This window comes from Mobilicoccus sp. (genome assembly GCF_032060985.1).
GTDB lineage: Bacteria > Actinomycetota > Actinomycetes > Actinomycetales > Dermatophilaceae > Mobilicoccus.
Genome location: NZ_DAMBGD010000009.1, coordinates 85,698 through 105,836, shown reverse-complemented (window position 1 = coordinate 105,836; position 20,139 = coordinate 85,698). Strand labels below are relative to the sequence as shown.

19 protein-coding genes are annotated in these 20,139 nt (G+C 70.2%); 9 read left to right on the top strand and 10 right to left on the bottom strand.

Going from position 1 to position 20,139, the window contains the following annotated elements; genetic code table 11:
• The first annotated feature begins 308 nt into the window (after positions 1 to 308).
• Positions 309 to 1,736, top strand: a complete 1,428-nt coding sequence (locus RT054_RS09035) for a trehalose-6-phosphate synthase (protein WP_312717682.1) — start codon at positions 309 to 311, stop codon at positions 1,734 to 1,736.
• Positions 1,733 to 2,569: a trehalose-phosphatase gene (gene otsB / locus RT054_RS09030; RefSeq protein WP_313023199.1), complete on the top strand. Its 837-nt coding sequence runs from the start codon at positions 1,733 to 1,735 to the stop codon at positions 2,567 to 2,569. Before RT054_RS09035 ends, otsB begins: the two co-directional genes overlap by 4 nt.
• Positions 2,570 to 2,597: 28 nt before the next feature.
• Here otsB and RT054_RS09025 read toward each other — a convergent pair whose 3' ends face one another.
• The gene (locus RT054_RS09025) at positions 2,598 to 3,647 is read right to left on the bottom strand and encodes a LacI family DNA-binding transcriptional regulator (protein ID WP_313023198.1); all 1,050 of its coding nucleotides are present in this window, start codon (positions 3,645 to 3,647) and stop codon (positions 2,598 to 2,600) included.
• Between the two features lie 188 nt (positions 3,648 to 3,835).
• Between RT054_RS09025 and RT054_RS09020 the strand changes: the two genes are divergently transcribed.
• The 5 genes from RT054_RS09020 (at position 3,836) to RT054_RS09000 (ending at position 9,805) form a co-directional block, all read left to right on the top strand.
• Positions 3,836 to 5,140: an extracellular solute-binding protein gene (locus tag RT054_RS09020; protein WP_313023196.1), complete on the top strand. Its 1,305-nt coding sequence runs from the start codon at positions 3,836 to 3,838 to the stop codon at positions 5,138 to 5,140.
• 137 nt (positions 5,141 to 5,277) lie between these two features.
• Positions 5,278 to 6,234: a sugar ABC transporter permease gene (locus tag RT054_RS09015; RefSeq protein WP_312717676.1), complete on the top strand. Its 957-nt coding sequence runs from the start codon at positions 5,278 to 5,280 to the stop codon at positions 6,232 to 6,234.
• Position 6,235: 1 nt separating this feature from the next.
• On the top strand, positions 6,236 to 7,174 hold the full coding sequence (locus RT054_RS09010; protein ID WP_313023194.1) for a carbohydrate ABC transporter permease: 939 nt from the start codon (positions 6,236 to 6,238) through the stop codon (positions 7,172 to 7,174).
• 159 nt (positions 7,175 to 7,333) lie between these two features.
• Positions 7,334 to 8,413, top strand: coding sequence for a sn-glycerol-3-phosphate ABC transporter ATP-binding protein UgpC (locus tag RT054_RS09005; protein WP_312717671.1), 1,080 nt, complete (start codon positions 7,334 to 7,336; stop codon positions 8,411 to 8,413).
• A gap of 135 nt (positions 8,414 to 8,548) precedes the next feature.
• Positions 8,549 to 9,805, top strand: a complete 1,257-nt coding sequence (locus tag RT054_RS09000; RefSeq protein WP_313023193.1) for a DUF4032 domain-containing protein — start codon at positions 8,549 to 8,551, stop codon at positions 9,803 to 9,805.
• 80 nt (positions 9,806 to 9,885) lie between these two features.
• On the opposite strand, the gene rlmB is transcribed toward RT054_RS09000, so the two are convergent.
• The 5 genes from rlmB to RT054_RS08975 form a co-directional block, all read right to left on the bottom strand.
• Positions 9,886 to 10,869, bottom strand: coding sequence for a 23S rRNA (guanosine(2251)-2'-O)-methyltransferase RlmB (gene rlmB / locus RT054_RS08995; RefSeq protein WP_312717667.1), 984 nt, complete (start codon positions 10,867 to 10,869; stop codon positions 9,886 to 9,888).
• A 1-nt stretch (position 10,870) separates the two neighbouring features.
• A complete protein-coding gene (gene cysS, locus RT054_RS08990; protein WP_312717665.1) occupies positions 10,871 to 12,316 on the bottom strand; it encodes a cysteine--tRNA ligase in 1,446 nt (481 codons plus the stop codon).
• Between the two features lie 314 nt (positions 12,317 to 12,630).
• Complete coding sequence (ispF, locus tag RT054_RS08985; RefSeq protein WP_313023192.1) at positions 12,631 to 13,140, bottom strand: 2-C-methyl-D-erythritol 2,4-cyclodiphosphate synthase; 510 nt, start codon at positions 13,138 to 13,140, stop codon at positions 12,631 to 12,633.
• A complete protein-coding gene (gene ispD, locus RT054_RS08980; RefSeq protein ID WP_313023191.1) occupies positions 13,137 to 13,802 on the bottom strand; it encodes a 2-C-methyl-D-erythritol 4-phosphate cytidylyltransferase in 666 nt (221 codons plus the stop codon). Before ispD ends, ispF begins: the two co-directional genes overlap by 4 nt.
• Before the next feature lie 53 nt (positions 13,803 to 13,855).
• Positions 13,856 to 14,338 carry a CarD family transcriptional regulator gene (locus RT054_RS08975; RefSeq protein WP_312717658.1) on the bottom strand — a complete coding sequence of 161 codons (483 nt, stop codon included), beginning with the start codon at positions 14,336 to 14,338 and terminating at the stop codon, positions 13,856 to 13,858.
• A gap of 315 nt (positions 14,339 to 14,653) precedes the next feature.
• Here RT054_RS08975 and RT054_RS08970 point away from each other — a divergent pair, with 315 nt between their 5' ends.
• The gene (locus RT054_RS08970; RefSeq protein WP_313023187.1) at positions 14,654 to 15,328 is read left to right on the top strand and encodes a hypothetical protein; all 675 of its coding nucleotides are present in this window, start codon (positions 14,654 to 14,656) and stop codon (positions 15,326 to 15,328) included.
• 244 nt (positions 15,329 to 15,572) lie between these two features.
• Here the strand turns inward: RT054_RS08970 and RT054_RS08965 are convergent, their stop codons facing one another.
• Together RT054_RS08965 and RT054_RS08960 are read right to left on the bottom strand one after the other, a co-directional pair.
• A complete protein-coding gene (locus RT054_RS08965; protein ID WP_313023185.1) occupies positions 15,573 to 16,253 on the bottom strand; it encodes a response regulator transcription factor in 681 nt (226 codons plus the stop codon).
• Complete coding sequence (locus RT054_RS08960) at positions 16,250 to 17,434, bottom strand: ATP-binding protein (protein ID WP_313023239.1); 1,185 nt, start codon at positions 17,432 to 17,434, stop codon at positions 16,250 to 16,252. Before RT054_RS08960 ends, RT054_RS08965 begins: the two co-directional genes overlap by 4 nt.
• A gap of 257 nt (positions 17,435 to 17,691) precedes the next feature.
• Here RT054_RS08960 and phoU point away from each other — a divergent pair, with 257 nt between their 5' ends.
• Entirely contained in the window at positions 17,692 to 18,351 is a 660-nt protein-coding gene (gene phoU, locus RT054_RS08955; RefSeq protein WP_313023184.1) for a phosphate signaling complex protein PhoU, read from the top strand.
• Between the two features lie 123 nt (positions 18,352 to 18,474).
• Here the strand turns inward: phoU and RT054_RS08950 are convergent, their stop codons facing one another.
• Positions 18,475 to 19,218 (bottom strand): phosphoglyceromutase, encoded by a 744-nt coding sequence (locus tag RT054_RS08950; RefSeq protein ID WP_312717649.1) that lies wholly within the window; start codon positions 19,216 to 19,218, stop codon positions 18,475 to 18,477.
• 138 nt (positions 19,219 to 19,356) lie between these two features.
• The gene (locus tag RT054_RS08945) at positions 19,357 to 20,043 is read right to left on the bottom strand and encodes a YbjN domain-containing protein (RefSeq protein WP_313023181.1); all 687 of its coding nucleotides are present in this window, start codon (positions 20,041 to 20,043) and stop codon (positions 19,357 to 19,359) included.
• Between the last annotated feature and the right edge of the window lie 96 nt (positions 20,044 to 20,139).

The following is a 20,139-nucleotide window of genomic DNA, read 5'->3' as shown; positions in this document are numbered from 1 at the left end:
GGGGTGCCCAGGAACGCCCGGGAGGAGGGCGCGCGCCTGCGGTGCCGAGCGCTGCGGGGCCTCCCGCCCGCCGGCGACCGGCTCCCTCCTGGTCCTGCGAGAGTCGCCTCACCCTGCCTCCGCCGAGACGCCCCCGGGGGGCCGCCTCCGGCGCGCAGCCGTCGCGCACCGGTGCACCCGCGGCGCCGCCCACCTGCGCAGGCGCCGCCGTGGCGTGTGGTCCGTCACCCCGGGCGCCCGCCCGCGTCCCGCAGGCCGCGCCTACGATGAGGGCAATCACTTCGCGATGCGAGCAGGAGCTGACAGCGATGAGCGACAACCGGCCTACCTACGACTTCGTCATCGCGGCCAATCGACTGCCGGTCGACCGAAGCGAGGGGGAGAACGGCCCCGAGTGGAAGCGGAGCCCAGGGGGTCTCGTCACCGCGATGGACTCGGTGATGCGCGGACGGGACGGCGCCTGGGTCGGATGGTCGGGTGAACCGGGCGAGGCGCCCGAACCCTTCGACGACGCGGGGATGCACCTGCACCCGGTCGCGTTGTCGGCCGAGGAGGTCCGCGACTACTACGAGGGCTTCTCCAACGACACACTGTGGCCGATCTACCACGACGTCATCGTGCCCGCGACCTTCCACCGCCGTTGGTGGGGGGCCTACCGCACGGTCAACCAGCGGTTCGCGGAGGAACTGGCGGTCGTGGCGGCCGAAGGCGCCACCGTGTGGATCCACGACTACCAGCTGCAGCTCGTCCCGGCGATGCTCCGCCAGCTGCGCCCGGACGTGCGGATCGGCTGGTTCAACCACATCCCCTTCCCCCCGGTCGAACTCTTCGCGCAGCTGCCCTGGCGCGGCCACCTCATCGACGGTCTCCTCGGCGCGGACTTCCTCGGCTTCCAGCGCGAGGACGACGCATGGAACTTCCAGCGCGCCTGCCGACAGCTCGAGGGCTACGAGACCCAGGGCGACACGATCCGCACGGACGGTCGCACCGTGCGCGCCGCCGGTCTGCCCATCTCCATCGACTTCGCCGACCTCGAGTCCCTCGCCCGCAAGCCCGAGGTGCAACAGCGAGCGCGAGAGATCCGTGAGTCCTTCGGCGACCCGCAGGTCCTCATGCTCGGCGTCGACCGGCTCGACTACACCAAGGGAATCCGCCATCGCCTCAAGGCGTACGGCGAGCTGCTGGGCGACGGGGAGTTCACGCCCCCCGACGTCGCCCTCATCCAGATCGCCGTGCCGAGCCGCGAGCGCGTCGAGGCGTACAAGACCCTCAAGGACGAGATCGAACTCACCGTCGGTCAGATCAACGGCGACTACTCCACCGTCGAGTCCACCGCCGTGCAGTACCTCCACCAGAGTTTCGACCGCGCCGAGATGGCGGCGATGTATCAGGCGGCCGACATCATGCTCGTCACCCCCCTGCGCGACGGCATGAACCTCGTCGCGAAGGAGTACGTCACCTGCCGCATCCACGACGACGGCGCGCTCGTGCTCTCCGAGTTCACCGGCGCCGCCAAGGAACTCGGCGACGCCTACGTCCACAACCCGCACGACATCGAAGGCCTCAAGAACCGCATCGTCCAGGCGATCAAGGACGCACCACAGGAACGGCAGCGCCGGATGATGCGCCTGCGCCACGCGGTGCGCTCTCACGACGTGCAGAAGTGGGCCGCGGAGTTCCTCGACGCGCTGCAGTCCGTGCCGCGGGACAACGCGCAGAAGGCTGCCGGCGCATGACCGAGGCCGGGCAGCACGCCGGTGGGGACGCTCGCCGGGAGACGGGGGGTGTCCCCGCGGTGCTGCCGGAGGACGTCCGGGCAGGGATCGCCCGGGTGGCCGCGCTCGATCACGTCGTCCTCGCCACGGATTTCGACGGCACGCTCGCCCCGTTCGTCGAGGACCCGATGGACGCCCGACCGCTGCCGGGGGCGATGGCCCTCCTCCGCGAGGCCGCGGGGCTCGACGGCGTGAGCGTGGCCCTGGTGTCGGGCCGCGACGTGGACACGCTGCGACTTCTGTCGGGGGTGACCGACGGTGACGACATCGACCTCGTCGGCTCCCACGGCGCCCAGAGTTCACGCGCCGACATGACGGCCGGCGCCCTGCTCGACGACGACGCCCGCGCCCGGCTCGCCGAGCTCGACGCCGCCCTCGTCGAGGTCCAGCAGCACCACCCCGCGGCCCGGATCGAACGCAAACCCGCTGCGGTCGCCCTCCACACCCGCGGACTGCCCGAGGACGTCGCCGCCGCGGCCCTCGCCGACGCCGGCGCCCTCGGCGACCGTGACGGCGTCCATGCCCTCTCCGGCAAGAGCGTCGTCGAGCTCGGCGTCGTCGAGACGAGCAAGGGCATCGCCCTTCGCGCCCTCCAGCGCCTGGTCGACGCCGACGCCGTCGTCTACCTCGGTGACGACGTCACCGACGAGCTGGCGTTCGCGATGTTGCCCGCCGCGGACGGGCACCTCACGATCAAGGTCGGAGAGGGCGACACCACGGCGTCCTGCCGGGTCGACTCCATCCCCGCCGTCCTGGACGTCCTCGCGGAGTTCGTGCGTCTCCGCCTGCGGTGAGGAGCGCTCCCCCGCGGCGGCCTCCGGGTCAGCCGGAGGTCGATCGCGGCGCCGGTCGCGGGCGCACGCGCGGTGCCGGCCCGACGGACTCCCGCTGCACGAGGCTGTTGCGGAACACGAGTTCGGCGGTCGCCACGTGTCGACCCGTGATGGCGTCGAGGAGGGCCGTGACCGCCGCGCGGGAGATGCCCTCGGTGTCCTGACGCACCGTCGTCATGGGCGGTGCCGTGAACGCCATGACCGGGGAGTCGTCGTAGCCGATGACCGAGACGTCGCCCGGCACCTCCAGACCTCGGGCCCGCGCCGCCGCGAGCACGCCGAGCGCCATCATGTCGCTGCCGCAGATCACCGCCGTGCACCCGTCGTCGATGAGTGACTCCCCGGCCTCCCGGCCTCCGTCGACGGTGAACAGCGTGTGACGGACGAGGTCGGTGACGTCGGCGACGTCGGCGTGCTGCGCCATCGCCTGGCGGAACCCCATGACCTTGCGTCGCGAGGGGACGAACCGCAGCGGCCCCGTGGCGAGACCGATACGTCGGTGACCCAGCCGGGTGAGGCACCGGACTCCGAGTCCCATCGCGCCGATGTCGTCGTCGCTGACGAACGGGACATGGAGGTCCTCGCGGTAGCCGTTGATGCAGACGATCGGCAGGCCCGCGTCCACCAGGTCCCGGTACCGGTCGAGCTCGGCGGTGGAATCGGCGTGCAAACCCGACAGAAAGATGAGGCCGGAGACGCCACGTTCGCGCATCATCTCGACGTACTCGTCCTCGGAGGTGCCGCCGGGGACCTGGCTCCCGACGATCGGGGTGTACCCCCCGCGAGCGAGGATGTCGCCGATGCACTGCACGTAGGCGGGGAACACCGGGTTGACGAGCTCGGGGACGACGAGACCGACGAGCCCGGCACTGGATCGGCGCAGCTTGGGGGGCCTGTCGTACCCGAGCAGGTCGACGGCGGCGAGGACCGCGGCGCGTGTGTCGTCAGACACGCCGGGCTTGTCGTTGAGGACACGACTCACCGTCGCCTCCGACACCCCCGCACGCCCGGCCACGTCGGCCAGTCTCGGTGGTCGCATCGATGCCTCCTCCGTCGTGACGGGTGGCCCGCCGTTCGGCAGCATCCCTCACGTGACCAATGATTGCAACGCCTTCTGCAACTCTTGCCGCAATCTTCTCGCAAAGTCTTCCGCAAACCCTTGCAGCATTGTTACCGTTCCCCCACGGACGTCGAGGTCCGACCCGAGCGACACCTAGGAGCCCAGACATGCGTCGCAGCCAACTGGCCACAGCCCTCATCGCCACCTCCGTGGTGGCGCTCGCCGCCTGCGGCGGCAACCAGCCCTCCGGCACCGGAGACGCGGGCACGCAACAGACCCCCACGGCGAACCCGAGCGCCGTCACCGGCAGCCTCACGTGGTGGGACACCTCGGACGCCACCAACGAGGCCCCCGTCTTCAAGGAACTCATCGCCGACTTCAACAAGCAGTACCCGAACGTCAAGATCAACTACCAGTCGGTGCCGTTCGGCGAGGCCCAGAACAAGTTCAAGACGGCCGCCGCCGCGAAGTCCGGCGCCCCCGACATCCTTCGCGCCGAGGTGGCGTGGGTCCCCGAGTTCGCCTCGCTCGGTTACCTCTACAAGCTCGACGGCACCCCGCTCGCCGCCGGTCAGGACGATTTCCTCCCCGCCGCGCACGGATCGACCCAGTTCAACGGCGGCACCTATGGCGTCCCGCAGGTCACCGACACCCTCGGCCTCATGTACAACAAGAAGCTCCTCGCCGACGCCGGCGTCCAGCCCCCCACGACCTGGGACGAGATGAAGACCGCCGCCGAGGCGATCAAGTCCAAGACCGGCAAGGACGGCGCCTACCTCAACCCGGCCGGCTACTACCTCCTCCCGTTCATCTACGGCGAGGGCGGGGACCTGCTCGACACCGAGGCCAAGAAGATCACCGTCAACGCCGCACCGTCGGTGGCCGGCATCACGAAGGCCCAGGAGCTTCAGGGCTCCCCCGGCTTCGTCAAGGCCCCCGCCACCGAGGCCTACAAGGCGATGATGGACTCGTTCAATGCGGGCAAGGTCGGGATGATCGTCCAGGGCCCGTGGGAGACCGCGGCCGTCACGAAGGCCACCGGCTTCGGCGGGGCCGACAACCTCGGCATCGCCCCCGTGCCGGCCGGTTCCGCCAAGCAGGGCGGGCCCGTCGGCGGACACGACTACGTCGTCTGGTCCGGCATGAGCGAGGACAAGGCACAGGCCGCGATCGCGTTCATCGAGTTCATGTCGAGCGCCGAGTCCCAGGCCAAGATCTCAGACGAGCTCGGGCTGCTCCCCGCCCGCAAATCCGCCTACGACAAGGTGACGACCCCGCTGGTCAAGCAGTGGCAGACCCCGATGGAGAAGGCCGTGCAGCGCGCGTGGATCCCGGAGGGCGGCCAGCTCTTCGCCCCGCTCGACCAGGCCGCGACCTCGCTCATGATCAAGAAGGCCGACCCCAAGGCGACCCTCGACGGCGTCGCCCAGAAGTACAAGACCGAGGTCGTCAAGGACTACGCGACCGAGTGACCTCCGTGGGGGCCGGCACCATGCGGCCCCCGCACCGGTGCCGTGCGGCGACCACGTCCGTCGCACGGCACCACCACCCCCGACCTCCACCTCAGGAGTTCCGCCGTGCGTGACATGGTTGATCCCGGGGGCGTCCGATGAGTCGCCTCCGCCGCGTCTGGGACAAGCACTGGTACGCCTGGGCCTTCGTGGCCCCGGTCGTCATCGTGCTCGCCGTCCTCGTTTTCTACCCGCTCGTCCAGGGCATCTGGCAGTCCTTCACCAACCTCACCGAGGCCAACCAGGTCCCGGAGATCTGCACGCGGACACTCGGTGGTGGCCAGGTCTGCGAACCCAACCCCAACCGCGCCGAGTTCGTCGGCCTCCAGAACTACGCCGACCTCCTCACCGGCCGGGTCGGCGAGTTCTGGCACCAGCTGATGATCACGCTCATCTGGACCTTCTCGTGCGTGTTCTTCCACTACACCCTCGGCCTCGGCCTCGCCGTCCTGCTCCACCGCGAGATGCGGTTCCGCAGCATCTATCGCGTCCTGCTCATCCTCCCGTGGGCGGTCCCGGCGTTCGTGTCGGCGTTCGCGTGGAAGTTCCTCTACGACCGTGACGACGGTGTCATCAACGCGGTCGTCACGACGTTCGGCGGCCAGGCCATCGACTTCTTCGACACGATCCCCAAGGCCCTCGCCTCGACGATCGCCGTCAACGTCTGGCTCGGCGTGCCTTTCATGATGGTCGCCCTGCTCGGCGGACTCCAGTCGATCCCCGGCGAGCTCTACGAGGCCGCCGAGATGGACGGCGCGACCGGGTGGCAGCGGTTCACCAACGTCACCCTGCCCGGCCTGCGACCGGTCTCGAACTCGGTCATCCTCCTCGGCACGATCTGGACCTTCAACATGTTCCCGATCATCTTCCTCGTCAGCCGCGGCGGCCCCGCCGGCGGCACGGAGATCCTCGTGACCGGCGCCTACCGCGCCGCGTTCGAAGGCATCCGCAACTACGGCTTCGCCGCCGCCTACGGAGTCGTCATCCTCTCGATCCTCATCGTGTTCTCGCTGTTCTACCGACGGATGCTCCGCAACCAGGGAGAGGTCTGGTGACATGACCCGGTCTCACGACGACACCGCGCCCATCGCGCCCGTCGCCACCGCGGACGTTCCTGCCGCGGTACCCCCGGCCCGGACGCCCCACCGTCCACGGCGACGCGGTCACCGCCACCGCAGCCCGATGGCGTCGGTCCTCCTGCACGCGACGCTGCTGCTCGCCGTCTTCGTCGCCGTCTTCCCCATCGCCTGGATCGGTTTCGCGTCGTTCAAACCCGGGCAGGAGGTCGCTCAACTGGGGATGCCCTCGCGGTTCACGCTCGAGAACTACCGCAGCCTGCTCTCGACCACCGACTTCGTCACCTGGTTCCGCAACTCCGTCGTGGTCGCGATCTTCACGATGCTCATCGGCATCTCGATGTCGGCGACCGCGGGATACGCCATCAGCCGGTTCAACTTCCCCGGCAAGCGGAGCCTCATGTGGACCTTCCTCATCACCCAGATGTTCCCGGTGTCGATCCTCATCGTGCCCATCTACACGATCATGAGCCGCCTCGGCCTCATCAACACCCACATCGCGCTCGTCATCGCCTACTGCACGATCGCCGTGCCGTTCTGCACGTGGATGCTCAAGGGGTACTTCGACTCGATCCCCTCCGACCTCGACGAGGCCGCCCACATCGACGGCCTCGGACCATTCGGCACGTTCTGGCGGGTCATCCTGCCCCTCGCCCGCCCAGGTCTCGCCGTGACGGCGTTCTACACCTTCCTCACCGCCTGGGGTGAGGTCGCCTACGCGAGCGCGTTCCTCAACACCGACGACCGCTACACCCTCGCCTATGGCATGCAGATCCTCGTACCGCGTCCCCCGGCGCTGCCGCACTGGGATCTGCTCACCGCCGCCGCCGTGCTCATCACGATTCCCGCGGGCATCGTGTTCTTCTTCGCCCAACGTCACCTCGTCGCCGGCCTCACGGCGGGCGCGACGAAGGGGTGATGCGCCCCACCGGCAGGCTCCGGGCACACCATCTCGTCGCGACGTGCATGATGGGCGGCACGGCACGACGGGTCTGCGACGGCGCACCCCGCACCGCCGCGTACTTCACAACGGATCGTCCGGCACGTTCCTGCCGGTGAAGGAAAGGACAAAGACGTCATGGCAACGGTGAGGTTCGACAAAGCCACCCGCCAATATCCGGGGAACGACACTCCCTCGGTCGACCAGCTCGATCTCGACATCGCCGACGGGGAGTTCCTGGTCCTCGTCGGGCCCTCGGGGTGCGGGAAGTCCACGAGCCTGCGGATGCTCGCCGGGCTCGAGGAGGTGAACAGCGGCCGCATCTTCATCGACGACACCGACGTGACCGACCTGTCGCCGAAGGACCGCGACGTCGCGATGGTGTTCCAGAACTACGCGCTCTACCCGCACATGTCGGTCGCCGACAACATGGGCTTCGCGCTCAAGATCGCGGGGGTCGACAAGGCCGAGATCCGTCGCCGTGTCGAGGAGGCCGCGAGGATCCTCGACCTCGAGGACTACCTCGAACGCAAGCCCAAGGCACTCTCCGGTGGCCAGCGCCAGCGGGTCGCCATGGGTCGCGCGATCGTCCGGGAGCCCAAGGTCTTCCTCATGGACGAGCCGCTCTCCAACCTCGACGCCAAGCTGCGCGTGCAGACCCGCACCCAGATCGCCTCGCTGCAGCGCCGCCTCGGCATCACGACGGTCTACGTCACCCACGACCAGGTCGAGGCGATGACGATGGGCGACCGTGTGGCCGTGCTCAAGGACGGGCTGCTCCAGCAGTGCGACACCCCACGCCGCATGTACGACCACCCCGACAACGTCTTCGTTGCGGGTTTCATCGGCTCGCCGGCGATGAACCTGTTCGAGGTCCCGGTCACCGAGGGCGGCGTGCGCTTCGGCTCGGCCACGCACCAGGTCGAGCGCAGCGTGCTGCAGGGAGCCGGATCGACCGTCACCCTCGGTGTCCGCCCCGAGGACATGAGGATCACCGACGCCGACGGGCTCGACGTCGAGATCGACGTCGTCGAGGAGCTCGGCGCCGATGCCTACGTCTACGGTCATCTCGCCGGCACCACGCCGACCGACCGTCCGATCGTCGCCCGCGTCGACGGCCGCACCCCGCCTGCGAAGGGCGAGGTCGTCACCTTCCTGCCCGCCGAGGGTCAGGTGCACCTCTTCGACGTCGAGAACGGACACCGCCTCGGCGATTGAGGCGATGACGCACCTCGTCCGCACGGGTCAGGTCGCGTACGGCCCGAGCCGTATGCCCGACGGAGGCCACCTTCCACGCACACGGGAGGTGGCCTCCGTCACGCCCGCGACGACCTCGTCTGACACGATGGGGAGGTGCCGCTGCAATACCTGACGTCCTATGCCGACCCGGCGCTGTTCGACCTGCCGTGGTCGACGCCTCTGGAGGAGTGGGACGACAGTCACCTCGCGGCCCTGCCCCGTGGGATCTCGCGACACATCGTGCGATTCGTCAAGCTCGGACGACGGATCGTCGCCGCCAAGGAGATCCGCGACGACGTCGCGGTCCGCGAGTACGAGATGCTGCGCAACCTCACCCGACTCGGGCTGCCCAGTGTCGCCCCCTATGGGGTCGTCAGCGGACGGGCGACCCCTGAGGGCGAACCGCTCGACGCCATCCTCCTCACCGATCACCTCCAGTTCTCCCTCCCCTACCGGGCTCTGTTCAGCCAACGCCTCCAGCCGGACACCGTTCTCCGGCTGCTCGACGCCCTCGCCGTGCTGCTCGCCCGCCTGCACCTCGCGGGGTTCTGGTGGGGTGACGTGAGCCTGTCGAACACGCTGTTCCGCCGCGACGCGGGGGCCTTCGCCGCCTACCTCGTCGACGCGGAGACCGGGCAGCTGTTCCCCTCTCTCTCCGACGGTCAGCGTGCCCACGACCTCGACATCGCACGGGTCAACATCGCCGGCGAGCTCATGGACCTCGCGGCGGGCGGGGTCATCCCCGACGAAGCCGACCCCATCGACATCTCCGAGCGCATCCTGCTGCGCTACGCCCAGCTCTGGGAGGAGCTCACCGGCCTCGAACGCTTCGAGCGGGGCGACCGGTGGCGTCTCGAGGAACGGGTCCGCCGTCTCAACCAACTCGGTTTCGACGTCGACGAGTTCGAGATGTCGACCGACCTCGACGGGGCCTCGATCCAGATCCAGCCCAAGGTCGTCGACGCCGGCCACCACCGCCGCCGACTCCTCCGCCTCACGGGGCTCGACGTGCATGAGAACCAGGCGAGGCGTCTCCTCAACGACCTCGACGCCTTCCGCGCCGGCGCGGGCCGCGACCACGACGCCGAGGAACTCGCCGCCCACGACTGGATGCTGCGGGTCTACGAGCCCGTCGTCCGCAACATCCCCGAGGAGCTGTCCGCCAAGCTGGAGGACGCCCAGATCTTCCACGAGGTCCTCGAACACCGCTGGTACCTGTCCGAACGCACCGGCAGCGACGTCACGACGCAATGGGCCTTCGCCGATTACCTCGCCCACGTCCTGCCCGACAAGCCGGACGAGAAGTCCGTCGTCGGCGTCGACACGGTCGAGATGCCCGTCGTCGCCATGTTCCCCCCCGACGAGACCTGACCCACCCGCCCTCCTGCCTCCCCCAACCGGGCGACGTCATCGATGACGTCACCCGGACCACAGTGGGGGCGGGGCGGAGGTCAGCTGGCGCGGCGGCGGGCGACCTCGTAGAGCGCGACGCCGGTGGCGACGCCGGCGTTGAGGGACTCGACCGCCGCAGCCATGGGAATGGAGGCGATCTGGTCACAGGTCTCACGGACGAGACGGGACAGACCCTTGCCCTCGGAACCGACGACGACGACGAGGGGTTCGGTCGCGAGCTCGAGGTCGGGCAGCGAGACGTCACCCTCCATGTCGAGCCCGACGACGAAGAAGCCCTGCTTGCGGTATGCCTCCAGCACCCGGACGAGGTTCGAGGCCTGCGCCACCGGGACTCGCGCCGCGGCGCCCGCGCTCGTCTTCCACGCCGACGCCGTCATGCCGACGGACCGACGCTCCGGCACGATGACGCCCTGACCGCCGAACGCCGCGACGGACCGGATGATCGCGCCGAGGTTGCGGGGGTCGGTGATGCCGTCGAGCGCGACGACGAGTGGGATGCCGGCGGTCTGCGGGTCGACGAGGTCTGCCGGGTCGGCGTATTCGTAGGCGGGCATCTGGAGGGCGAGGCCCTGGTGGGACGCGCCGTCGGTGAGCCGGTCGAGCTCGCCCCGCGGGGTCTCGAGCATGGGGATCCCCCGCTCGGAGGCGACCTTGACGGCCTCGCGCACGCGGTCGTCGGAGTCGATGCGGCTTGCGACGTACAGGGTCGTCGCGGGGATCTCGGCGCGCAACGCCTCGACGACGGAGTTGCGCCCGGCGACCATCTCGCTCGTGCGCGGCCCCCGACGTCCGCCCCCGCCACCGCCGGCAGGGCGTGACGTCTTGCGGCCCTGCGGCGTCGAGGCGGCGGCCTGAGCCGCGCGCTTCTTCTTGTGCGCCTTGTGGTAGACGCGGTCCTCGGCCTTGGGCGTCGGGCCGCGGCCCTCGAGGCCGCGACGGCGCTGGCCGCCACTGCCGACGACGGCGCCCTTGCGCGAGTTGCCCTTGCGGGTCGCGCCGCGGCGCTGGGAGTTTCCGGGCATGTCAGTCCTTGTGGTCGTCGGCGTGGCGGGCCAGGGACCAGCGCGCGCCGGAGGGGGTGTCCTCGACCGCGACACCGGCCGCGGTGAGGGAGTCTCGGATGGCGTCGGCCGTGGCGAAGTCACGGTCGGCGCGAGCGGCGGCACGGGCGGCGAGACGCTCCTGCACGAGGGCGTCGAGCGCGCCCTCGAGACCGGAATCCGCCGTCGCGCCTCCCTGCCACACGGGGTCGTAGGGGTCGACGCCGAGGACCGAGGTCATCGCGAGGACCTGCCGCGCGGCCAGCCGCGCAGCTCCCGTGTCACCGGAGTCCAGCGCCGAGTTGCCGGCGCGCACCGTGTCGTGGACGACGGCGAGGGCGCCGGCCACCCCGAGGTCATCGTCCATCGCCGCGGCGAACCCACCCGGCAGCTCGGTGACCGGGAGCAGCGGCTCCTCCCGCAGGGCCCGACCCCCCGCCCGCTCGAGGAAGCCCTCGATGCGGGTCACCGCCGTCTCGGCCTCGGTGAGGGAACTCGGCTGGTACTCGAGGGTCGACCGGTAGTGCGAGGCGCCGATGTAGTACCGCACGGCGAGCGGCCGCGCGACCTTCGTGATCTCCTCGACGGTCATCCCGTTGCCGAGCGACTTGCTCATCTTCTCTCCCGCCGCGGTGAGCCAGGCGTTGTGCATCCAGTACCGCGCGAAGCCCAGCCCGGCCGCGCGCGACTGGGCCTGCTCGTTCTCGTGGTGGGGGAAGCGCAGGTCGACACCGCCGCCGTGGATGTCGAAGGTGTCACCGAGGTACTTGCGAGCCATCGCCGAGCACTCGAGGTGCCACCCGGGCCGGCCTCGGCCGTACGGGGTGGGCCAACTCGCCGTCTCCGGCTCCCCGTCCTTGTGACCCTTCCACAGCGCGAAGTCGCGGGGATCCTTCTTACCGCGGGGGTCGGCGTCGGCGGCGGCCTCCATGTCGTCGATGGACTGGCGGGTGAGCGCGCCGTACTCGGGGAAGGAGCGCACGTCGAAGTACACGTCGCCGCTGCCGTCGGAGGCCGCGTAGGCGTGGCCCCGCCCGACGAGGGTGTCCATGAGCTCGACCATCTCGGTGATGTGCCCCGTGGCACGCGGTTCGTACGTGGGCGGAGCGATGCCGAGGGTGTCGAGCGCGGCCGTCGTCTCGCGCTCGTGGGCGTAGCTCCAGGCCCACCACGGGGCGTCGTTCTCCGCGGAGCGGCGCAGGATCTTGTCGTCGATGTCGGTGACGTTGCGCACCATCGTCACCTCGTAGCCGTGCCCGTACTCGAGCCAGCGCCGCAGGATGTCGAAGGCGACCGCGAAGCGCAGGTGGCCGATGTGCGGCGTGCCCTGCGTCGTGAGTCCGCAGATGTACATGCCGACCTTGCCCTGCTCGAGCGGGACGAACTCCCGGAGGTCGCGGGCGGCGGTGTCGTACAGGTAGAGACTCACCGCGCCAGCCTACTAGGCGCGCCCGCGCGCCCCGACCGGCGCGGGACGGGGCACCTCGGGGTCCACCGGGTGAGACCACCACGCCGCACCTGGCTCGTCGGGCCGTGCGCAGCGGTCGGGGCGGCTCACGGACGAGGGCTCTTCGGCGCATGTGGCAACAACGGCGACGTCGATCTGGCGCGGAGAGCGCCGGTTCGGAGAAGGTGCAGTTCACGGCGCCGGGCGGCATTCGGTCACCGCGTCGACTCCGCCGACGTTGCCACATCGACGACGCAGGTCTCCCCTCGGGACGAGCGAGTGGGTGGGCCCGGCCCTCAGGAGCGGCGGAAGAGCAGTGCCACGGCGACGGCCGCGGCACCCTCGCCGCGGCCCGTCAGCCCGAGCCCATCGGTCGTCGTGCCGCTGAGGGCCACCGGCGCTCCTGCGGCCTGCGACAGTGCGGCCTGCGCCTCCGCGCGGCGGGTACCGATCTTGGGTCGGTTGCCGATGACCTGCACCGACACGTTGCCGATCTCGAAGCCCTCCGCCCGCACGAGGCGGGCCGCCTCGGCGAGCAGCACACAGCCCGAGGCGCCGGCGAACTCCGGACGCGCGGTGCCGAAGTGAGCGCCGAGGTCGCCGATCCCGGCCGCGGAGAACAGCGCGTCGCACGCCGCGTGGGCGGCGACGTCGGCGTCCGAGTGCCCGTCGAGCCCGACCTCGCCGGGCCACTCGATGCCACCGACCCACAGCGCCCGTCCGGAGTCGGGGGCGGCGAAGGCGTGGACGTCGGTCCCCACGCCGACGACGAAGGGGGCAGGTGGATGAGCGGCGGACTCGCTCACGAGGTCACCTGCGCGGACCGCAACCGGCGTTCGGCCGCGTCGAGGTCCTCGGGGGTCGTGATCTTGGCGGCCCAGGGCTCGCCGTCGACGACGTGGATGGGGGCGCCGGTGAGTTCGACGAGCCCGGCGTCGTCGGTGACCGTGACGTCGGGGTTCTCCTCGTGAGCGTGCACGAGGATCTCACGCACGAACCCCTGGGGGGTCTGGATGGCGCGCAGCGTCGTCCGGTCGAAGGTGGCCGTGACCGCGCCCGTGTCATCGATGCTCTTGATCGTGTCGACGACCGCGAGGCCCGGAATCACGGCTCCATGACCGCGGCGGAGGGCCTCGACGACGCGGGCGAACAGCGAGGGCGGAGCCAGGGCCCGCGCCGCGTCGTGCACGAGGACCAGACCGTCGTCCGGCCCGAGTGCTGCGAGACCCGCCGCGACCGAGGCGCGTCGCTCGGCGCCCCCGACGACGACGTCGGCCCGAACCGCAAGACCGGTCTCGGAGTCACGATCCGAGGCCCCGAGGGCCTCGCCGACGATGTCGCGGGCCGCCCCGAGCCACTCGCCCGGCGCGACCACGACGACATGGCCGATCTGTTCACACGCGAGCGCCTGATCGAGGGCCCACCGCAGCAGAGGACGACCCTGGAGGTCGACGAACGCCTTGGGCATGTCGGCACCCAGGCGCTGCCCACTGCCGGCAGCGACGACGACGACCGCAGCGTTCAGGAGGCCAGCACCTCGTCGAGCATGTCGGAGGCCTTGTCCTCATCGGTCTTCTCGGCGAGCGCGAGCTCGGAGACGAGGATCTGGCGGGCCTTGGCCAACATGCGCTTCTCCCCGGCCGACAGGCCGCGGTCGCGCTCCCGACGCCACAGGTCGCGGACGACCTCGGCCACCTTGATGACGTCGCCGGAGGCGAGCTTCTCGAGGTTGGCCTTGAAGCGGCGGGACCAGTTGGTGGGCTCCTCGGCATGCGGGGCGCGGAGGACCTCGAACACACGGTCGAGACCGTCCCGGCCCACCACGTCACGCACGCCGACGAGGTCACAGTTGTCTGCGGGGACCTCGATGGTCAGGTCGCCCTGGGCGACCTTGAGAACGAGGTAGAGCTTCTCCTCACCTCTGATGGTGCGCGTCTTGATCTGCTCGATGAGTGCCGCACCGTGATGCGGGTACACGACCGTCTCGCCGACATTGAAGACCATATTCTCGTATTCCCCTTTCGCGGCCTCCAGGATACCACGGCGGCCCCTTGCCGGAAACACGAGCGCCGACATCCGTGCTGGTCAGAGACGGTGTGCTGAGGAAGTTCGCCGACATCCTCCCTTGACAACTGGACGAGCGTTCCGTACGCGCGCGCCCCCGCGGGCGGAACGAAGCGGCGCCGGCGCGAGGGCGGTCGTCACACCCCTCAGCTCCTCGTGACGTGAGACACCCCCGCGCCCGTCGCCGGGGAATCACGGGCAGGTCGCCGGGGCCGACGCGCGGATGCACGGGCACTGATTGGGTAGTCTTGCCGCGTGACTCGACGAATCCCCGCCGCACCGACCTCGCGCCGACGTGCGTCGCGCGCGATCCTCCTCGCGCCCATCGTGGGCCTCGCCCTCGCGGGTTGCCAGTGGACCTCCCCGATCCAGACGGAGAAGCAGTACGACCCCGCCGATGGTCGTTCGGTCTCGCTGGGTGGCGTCAAGGTGGACAACCTCCTCGTCGTCGCCGAGAAGAAGGGCGCGGAGGGCACCCTCGTGGGCCTCGGTGTCAACAACACCAACCAGCCCGTGCAGGTCACGTTCGCCGTGCCCGAGGGCCAGCCCATGAGCATCGACATCAAGCCCCTGTCCTCGCAGCAGGTCAGCGAGCCCGAGGGCGGTCGCAGCACCAAGGTCGCAAACGTGCCCGTTCCGCCCGGCGCCCTGCTCGACGTCACGGTCACCTCGACGGGTGTCGGCAGCCAGACGATCCAGGTTCCGGTCGTCGCCCCCTACGGCGCCTACGGCGCGTACAACAAGGGCGGCACGATCACCCCTACCGTCGCCGAGGGCGGGGACCACGGCCAGAGCGGCGAGGCCACGCCGACCGAGTCGCCTGCGCAGACTGCTGCACCGACACCGACCACGACGGCCACCACGGCCCCGGCCTCCCCCGCCACCACGGCTCCGGCCGCGACGCCCACCGCCTCACCCACCACGCCCTGAGCGCACCGTCGTCGCTCGGGTTCCCACGGGCACCCGGCGAGGTCACCGGGAGTCACGTCACGAGTCTCACGCGGCGTGACGTGCCGCGAAGGGCCTCCGATCGACACGTCGTCCCGCACACCCCCGGGTGTGCGGGACGACGTCGTTCCCGGCGGATGCCGAACCGTCGGGCAGCCGGGGCGCAGCGTCGGCCGCGGTCAGCAGAGGCCTCGCCCCTTCGCCGGTCGGCATCACGACGGCACGGTCACGGCCCTTCGAACTTGTACCCCAACCCCCGCACCGTGACGATGTGGACCGGCTTGGCCGGGTCGGGCTCGATCTTGGCCCGCAGGCGCTTGATGTGCACGTCGAGCGTCTTCGTGTCGCCGACGTAGTCGCTGCCCCACACCCGGTCGATGAGCTGCATGCGGGTCAGTACGCGACCGGCGTTGCGCAGCAGCATCTCGAGGAGTTCGAACTCCTTGAGAGGCAGGGGCGTGTGCTCCCCCTCGACGGAGACGACGTGCCGCTCGACGTCCATGCGCACCGGGCCCGACTCGAGGGTGTTGGGCAGCAGTTCCTCGGGCTCCTGCCGGCGGAGCACGGCCTTGATGCGGGCGAGGAGTTCACGGCTGCTGTACGGCTTGGTGACGTAGTCGTCGGCGCCGATCTCCAGACCCACGACCTTGTCGATCTCGCTGTCCTTGGCCGTCAGCATGATGATCGGCACCGAGGAGCGCTGGCGCAGCGTGCGGCACACGTCGATGCCGGAGAGGCCGGGGAGCATGAGGTCGAGGAGCACCAGGTCGGCGCCGGTCCGCGCCATCTGCTCGAGCGCCTCGGGGCCGGTCTCGGCGATGGCGACGTCGTAGCCCTCCTTGCGCAACAGGTAGGCCAGCGGGTCGGAGAACGACTCCTCGTCCTCGACCACCAGGATCCGAGTCATGTGCTGTGCTCCTTCGAGAGGGGATTGGGGCTGAGAACATCGGACTGGGCGCGCGGGAGGCGCATCGTGAACGTGGACCCGCGCCCCTCCTGGCTCCAGAGTGTGACCTCGCCACCGTGGTTGGCACAGATGTGCTTGACGATGGCGAGTCCCAGACCGGTGCCGCCGGTGGCGCGCGAACGGGCGGCGTCGACGCGGTAGAACCGTTCGAACACGCGCTCCTGGTCCTCGCCGGAGATGCCGCGGCCCTGATCGGTCACCGAGATCTCGACGATGTCCTCGACGGCGCGGGAGACCACGGTGATGCGGGTGTCCTCCGGCGAGTAGGCGATCGCGTTCGTGAGCAGGTTGGTGAGCGCGGTGACGAGCATGGAGGAGTCGCCGTAGACGAACAGGTCCTCGGCGGAGGAGACCCGGAAGCTCATGCGCTTGCCCTCGGCGAGGGTGAGCATGAGGTCGACCGACTCCTGCACGACCTCGTCGATGTCGACGAGCTGGGGGTCCTCGGGGGTCTCGGCCGTCTGGAGCCGCGACAGGTCGACGATCTCCTTGACGAGGCGGGTGAGGCGGGTGCTCTCGATCTTGATGCGACGGGCGAACCGCGCGACGGCTTCGGGGTCGTCCGCGGCGTCGAGGACGGCCTCGGCGAGCAGCGCGATGCCGCCGACGGGCGTCTTGAGCTCATGGCTGACGTTCGCCACGAAGTCACGTCGGACGGCCTCGACCCGACGGGCCTGTGTGCGATCCTCGAGCAGGAGCAGCAGGTGGCGATCCCCGAGCGGGGCGGCGCGTGCGGCAACGGTGATCTCCCCGGTACCGAGCGGCCCGCGGGGCAGGTTGAGTTCGGCCTCGTGGATGGCATGGGTACGCCGGGCGGTGCGGGTGAGCTCGAGGAGGTCGGGCTGGACGAGGGTGTCGTCACGGACGAACCCGAGCGCCCGGGCGGTGGGGCTCACGGCGACCGCACGTTCATGGGCGTCGAGGACGATGGCGCTGGACCGCAGGACCAGGAGCACGTCGGAGACGGCGGCGTCGGCCCTCGCCTGCGCCTCGACCGCATCGATGGCCGTCTGCGCGTCCCGAGAGAGGTCGCCGTCCCCACGTCGCCGACGACCGAGTCCCCACCCTCCCGCAGCGCCGAACAGGAGACCCGCGCATCCAGCGGCGACGGGCACGAGCATCGGGTCCACGGTGCCAGCGTAGGGGTAGGCGGGGCCTGCGCTGCGCCCATCCGGCCGGGTCGGCCCAGGTCAGGCTCGCCGACCAGTGAGAGTTCACCGCAGATGCCCTCCCCGTTCATCCGCGCCTGCGAAGTTTGGGCTCGCGGCGAACCCGCCGGTCGGTCGATCCTGCCCCGGGGCATCCCACGGCTAGGCTTCGACCGTCAAGCCCACCCTGATCCGGCGCCCCGGCGGCGTCGATACGCGAGAAGGACACCATGCGCGACGCCTTCCACGAAGATCTCGACCGGATCTCCGACCAGCTCGTCGAGATGACCCGTCTCGTGGCCTCGGCCATGAACCGGTCCACCACGGCGCTGCTCGACGCCGACCTCGAGCTGGCCGAGGGCGTCATCAGCGCCGACGTCGAGATCGACACCCTCCGTTCCGACCTCGACGAGCTCGCTGTCGGGCTCCTCGCCCGGCAGCAGCCCGTGGCCACCGACCTCCGCATCGTCGTCACCGCGCTGCACATGGCCACGAGCCTCGAGCGCATGGGCGACCTCGCCGAGCACGTCGCCAAGGTGGCACGGCTTCGGTACCCCGAGAGCGCCGTCCCCCCGGAGCTCCGCGGCATCATCTTCGAGATGGGCGAGATCGCCGACCGCCTCGTCCTTCAGGCCGGGGCCATCATCTCGTCCAAGGACATCGAGGCCGCGAGGAACCTCAGCGGTGAGGACGACGAGATGGACACCCTCCACCGCCGCATCTTCACCATCCTCGCGTCCCCCGAGTGGACCCACCCCGCCGACGTCACCGTCGACATCACCCTGTTGTCGCGCTACTACGAGCGCTTCGCCGACCACTCCGTCGCCGTCGCCCGCCAGGTCGTCTACCTCGTCACCGGGCAGTGGAAGTCGCTCGACGACGTCGACTGACCTCCGCCTCGACACCCCACCTCTCGGGCGCTCCTGCCGCCCGAGCGCAGATCGGCCCGGCTCCCTCGGGGGGAGCCGGGCCGAGTCGTGTCCGGGTGCGCCACCTCGCCGGTGCGCAGCGCCTCACTTGCCCTGGTTGGCGACGGCCTGGATGGCGTCCTTGGCGGCCTCGGGGTCGAGGTAGGTGCCGCCCTTGGTCACGGGCTTGAAGTCCTCGTCGAGTTCGTAGACGAGCGGGATGCCGGTCGGGATGTTGAGGCCGGCGATGTCGTCGTCGCTGATGCCGTCGAGGTGCTTGACCAGCGCGCGGAGGCTGTTGCCGTGGGCTGCGACGAGCACGGTCTTGCCCGCCTTCAGCTCCGGGATGATGTCGGACTCCCAGTACGGCACGAGCCGCTCGACGACGTCGGCGAGGCACTCCGTGGCGGGGTTCTCGCCGTCGATGCCCTCGTAGCGCACGTCGTGCGCCTGGCTGAACTCGTTCTCGGGGTCGATCGGCGGGGGCGGGGTGTCGTAGGAGCGGCGCCAGAGCATGAACTGCTCCTCGCCGAACTCCTCCTTGGTCTGCTTCTTGTCCTTGCCCTGCAGCGCGCCGTAGTGGCGCTCGTTGAGGCGCCAGGACCGCTTGACCGGGATCCAATGACGATCGGCCGTGTCGAGGGCGAGGTTGGCGGTCGTGATGGCGCGGCGCAGCACCGAGGTGAACAGGATGTCGGGCAGCATGCCCTTCTCCTTGAGCAGCTCGCCACCGCGTGCCGCCTCCGCCCGACCCTTGTCGGAGAGGTCGACGTCGACCCAGCCGGTGAACAGGTTCTTGGCGTTCCACTGGCTCTCGCCGTGGCGCAACAGCACGAGGGTGTAGGTCATGAACCCACTCTAGTCAGCGACCCTCGCCGTGCGGCGCGAGTGGAGGGGCGGGGGCCGGTGGTCCCCGACACCTCGCGGGCCGTGCGGGGCGCCGCCCGTGAGCTCCCGTGAGATCCCGCGATCGGCCGAGGGCGCGCCTCAGCCCCGGGCGTCGGTGCCGTCCGACCCGTCTCGACGGGGTCGGTCATGGGGAAGGCGTCGTACCCCGTCCGCACCCCCGTCGCGGTCGATCGGTTCCTCGGCCGTCGTCCCGCCCGCGGTCAGGCCGTTCTCGCCCTCGACGCTCGCCTCATGGCTGTTCTCGGAGTCCTGACCGTCCTCCTCCTGCTGGAGGATCTCGCGGAAGGCCTCGAGGTTCGCGAGGGACTCCTCACGGGAGACCCGCCACTGCCACTCCTTGCGCATCGAGCCGAGGAACCCGAGGACGAGGAGCTCGTTGAAGATGTCGTCGGTGCCGGCGAGGACGATGCCGAGGATCTGGTCGAGGAACTCCTCGTCGAGGGCCCCGATCGGCACCTGGCCCGTGAGGTACACGTCGCCGGAGTCGTCGATCGCGTAGCCGAGGACGGGCATCGTGAGGTTACGGCGGAGGAGGAACCGATACACCGACAGGTGGTTCTCGTCGGGGTTGCGGATGACGAAGGCCGACACCGACAGCACCCTGTTGCCGGCGATGAGGGAACAGGTCGTGCGGAGCTTGTTCTCGCCGGGGAGGGTGAGGACGAGTTCGCCCGGACGGCTTCCGTCCTCGACGTCCACGCCTTGCTCGGTGGCGTAGGAGCGGATGAGGTCGCGCGCGGCGATCGCCTCCGGGGACTGGGGCATGTGGGTCACCTCTGCTGTGGTCCGGCGGCAGTGCCGTGTCGTGTGGTCGTCGGGTCGTTCGTCGTCCCCCGGGCGCGGGGCCGGTTCGTCGTCGCT

Bases quoted from the DNA above. Each gene is read 5' to 3' on its own strand.
- RT054_RS09025 (WP_313023198.1), bottom strand. From the start codon at position 3,647: ATGCGACCACCGAGACTGGCCGACGTGGCCGGGCGTGCGGGGGTGTCG.
- RT054_RS09015 (WP_312717676.1), top strand. From the start codon at position 5,278: ATGAGTCGCCTCCGCCGCGTCTGGGACAAGCACTGGTACGCCTGGGCC.
- rlmB (WP_312717667.1), bottom strand. From the start codon at position 10,869: ATGCCCGGAAACTCCCAGCGCCGCGGCGCGACCCGCAAGGGCAACTCG.
- phoU (WP_313023184.1), top strand. From the start codon at position 17,692: ATGCGCGACGCCTTCCACGAAGATCTCGACCGGATCTCCGACCAGCTC.
- ispD (WP_313023191.1), bottom strand. From the start codon at position 13,802: ATGCCCAAGGCGTTCGTCGACCTCCAGGGTCGTCCTCTGCTGCGGTGG.
- RT054_RS08975 (WP_312717658.1), bottom strand. From the start codon at position 14,338: ATGGTCTTCAATGTCGGCGAGACGGTCGTGTACCCGCATCACGGTGCG.
- RT054_RS08960 (WP_313023239.1), bottom strand. From the start codon at position 17,434: ATGCTCGTGCCCGTCGCCGCTGGATGCGCGGGTCTCCTGTTCGGCGCT.
- RT054_RS09005 (WP_312717671.1), top strand. From the start codon at position 7,334: ATGGCAACGGTGAGGTTCGACAAAGCCACCCGCCAATATCCGGGGAAC.
- RT054_RS08945 (WP_313023181.1), bottom strand. From the start codon at position 20,043: ATGCCCCAGTCCCCGGAGGCGATCGCCGCGCGCGACCTCATCCGCTCC.
- RT054_RS09035 (WP_312717682.1), top strand. From the start codon at position 309: ATGAGCGACAACCGGCCTACCTACGACTTCGTCATCGCGGCCAATCGA.
- RT054_RS09010 (WP_313023194.1), top strand. From the start codon at position 6,236: ATGACCCGGTCTCACGACGACACCGCGCCCATCGCGCCCGTCGCCACC.
- RT054_RS08950 (WP_312717649.1), bottom strand. From the start codon at position 19,218: ATGACCTACACCCTCGTGCTGTTGCGCCACGGCGAGAGCCAGTGGAAC.
- RT054_RS09020 (WP_313023196.1), top strand. From the start codon at position 3,836: ATGCGTCGCAGCCAACTGGCCACAGCCCTCATCGCCACCTCCGTGGTG.
- otsB (WP_313023199.1), top strand. From the start codon at position 1,733: ATGACCGAGGCCGGGCAGCACGCCGGTGGGGACGCTCGCCGGGAGACG.
- RT054_RS08965 (WP_313023185.1), bottom strand. From the start codon at position 16,253: ATGACTCGGATCCTGGTGGTCGAGGACGAGGAGTCGTTCTCCGACCCG.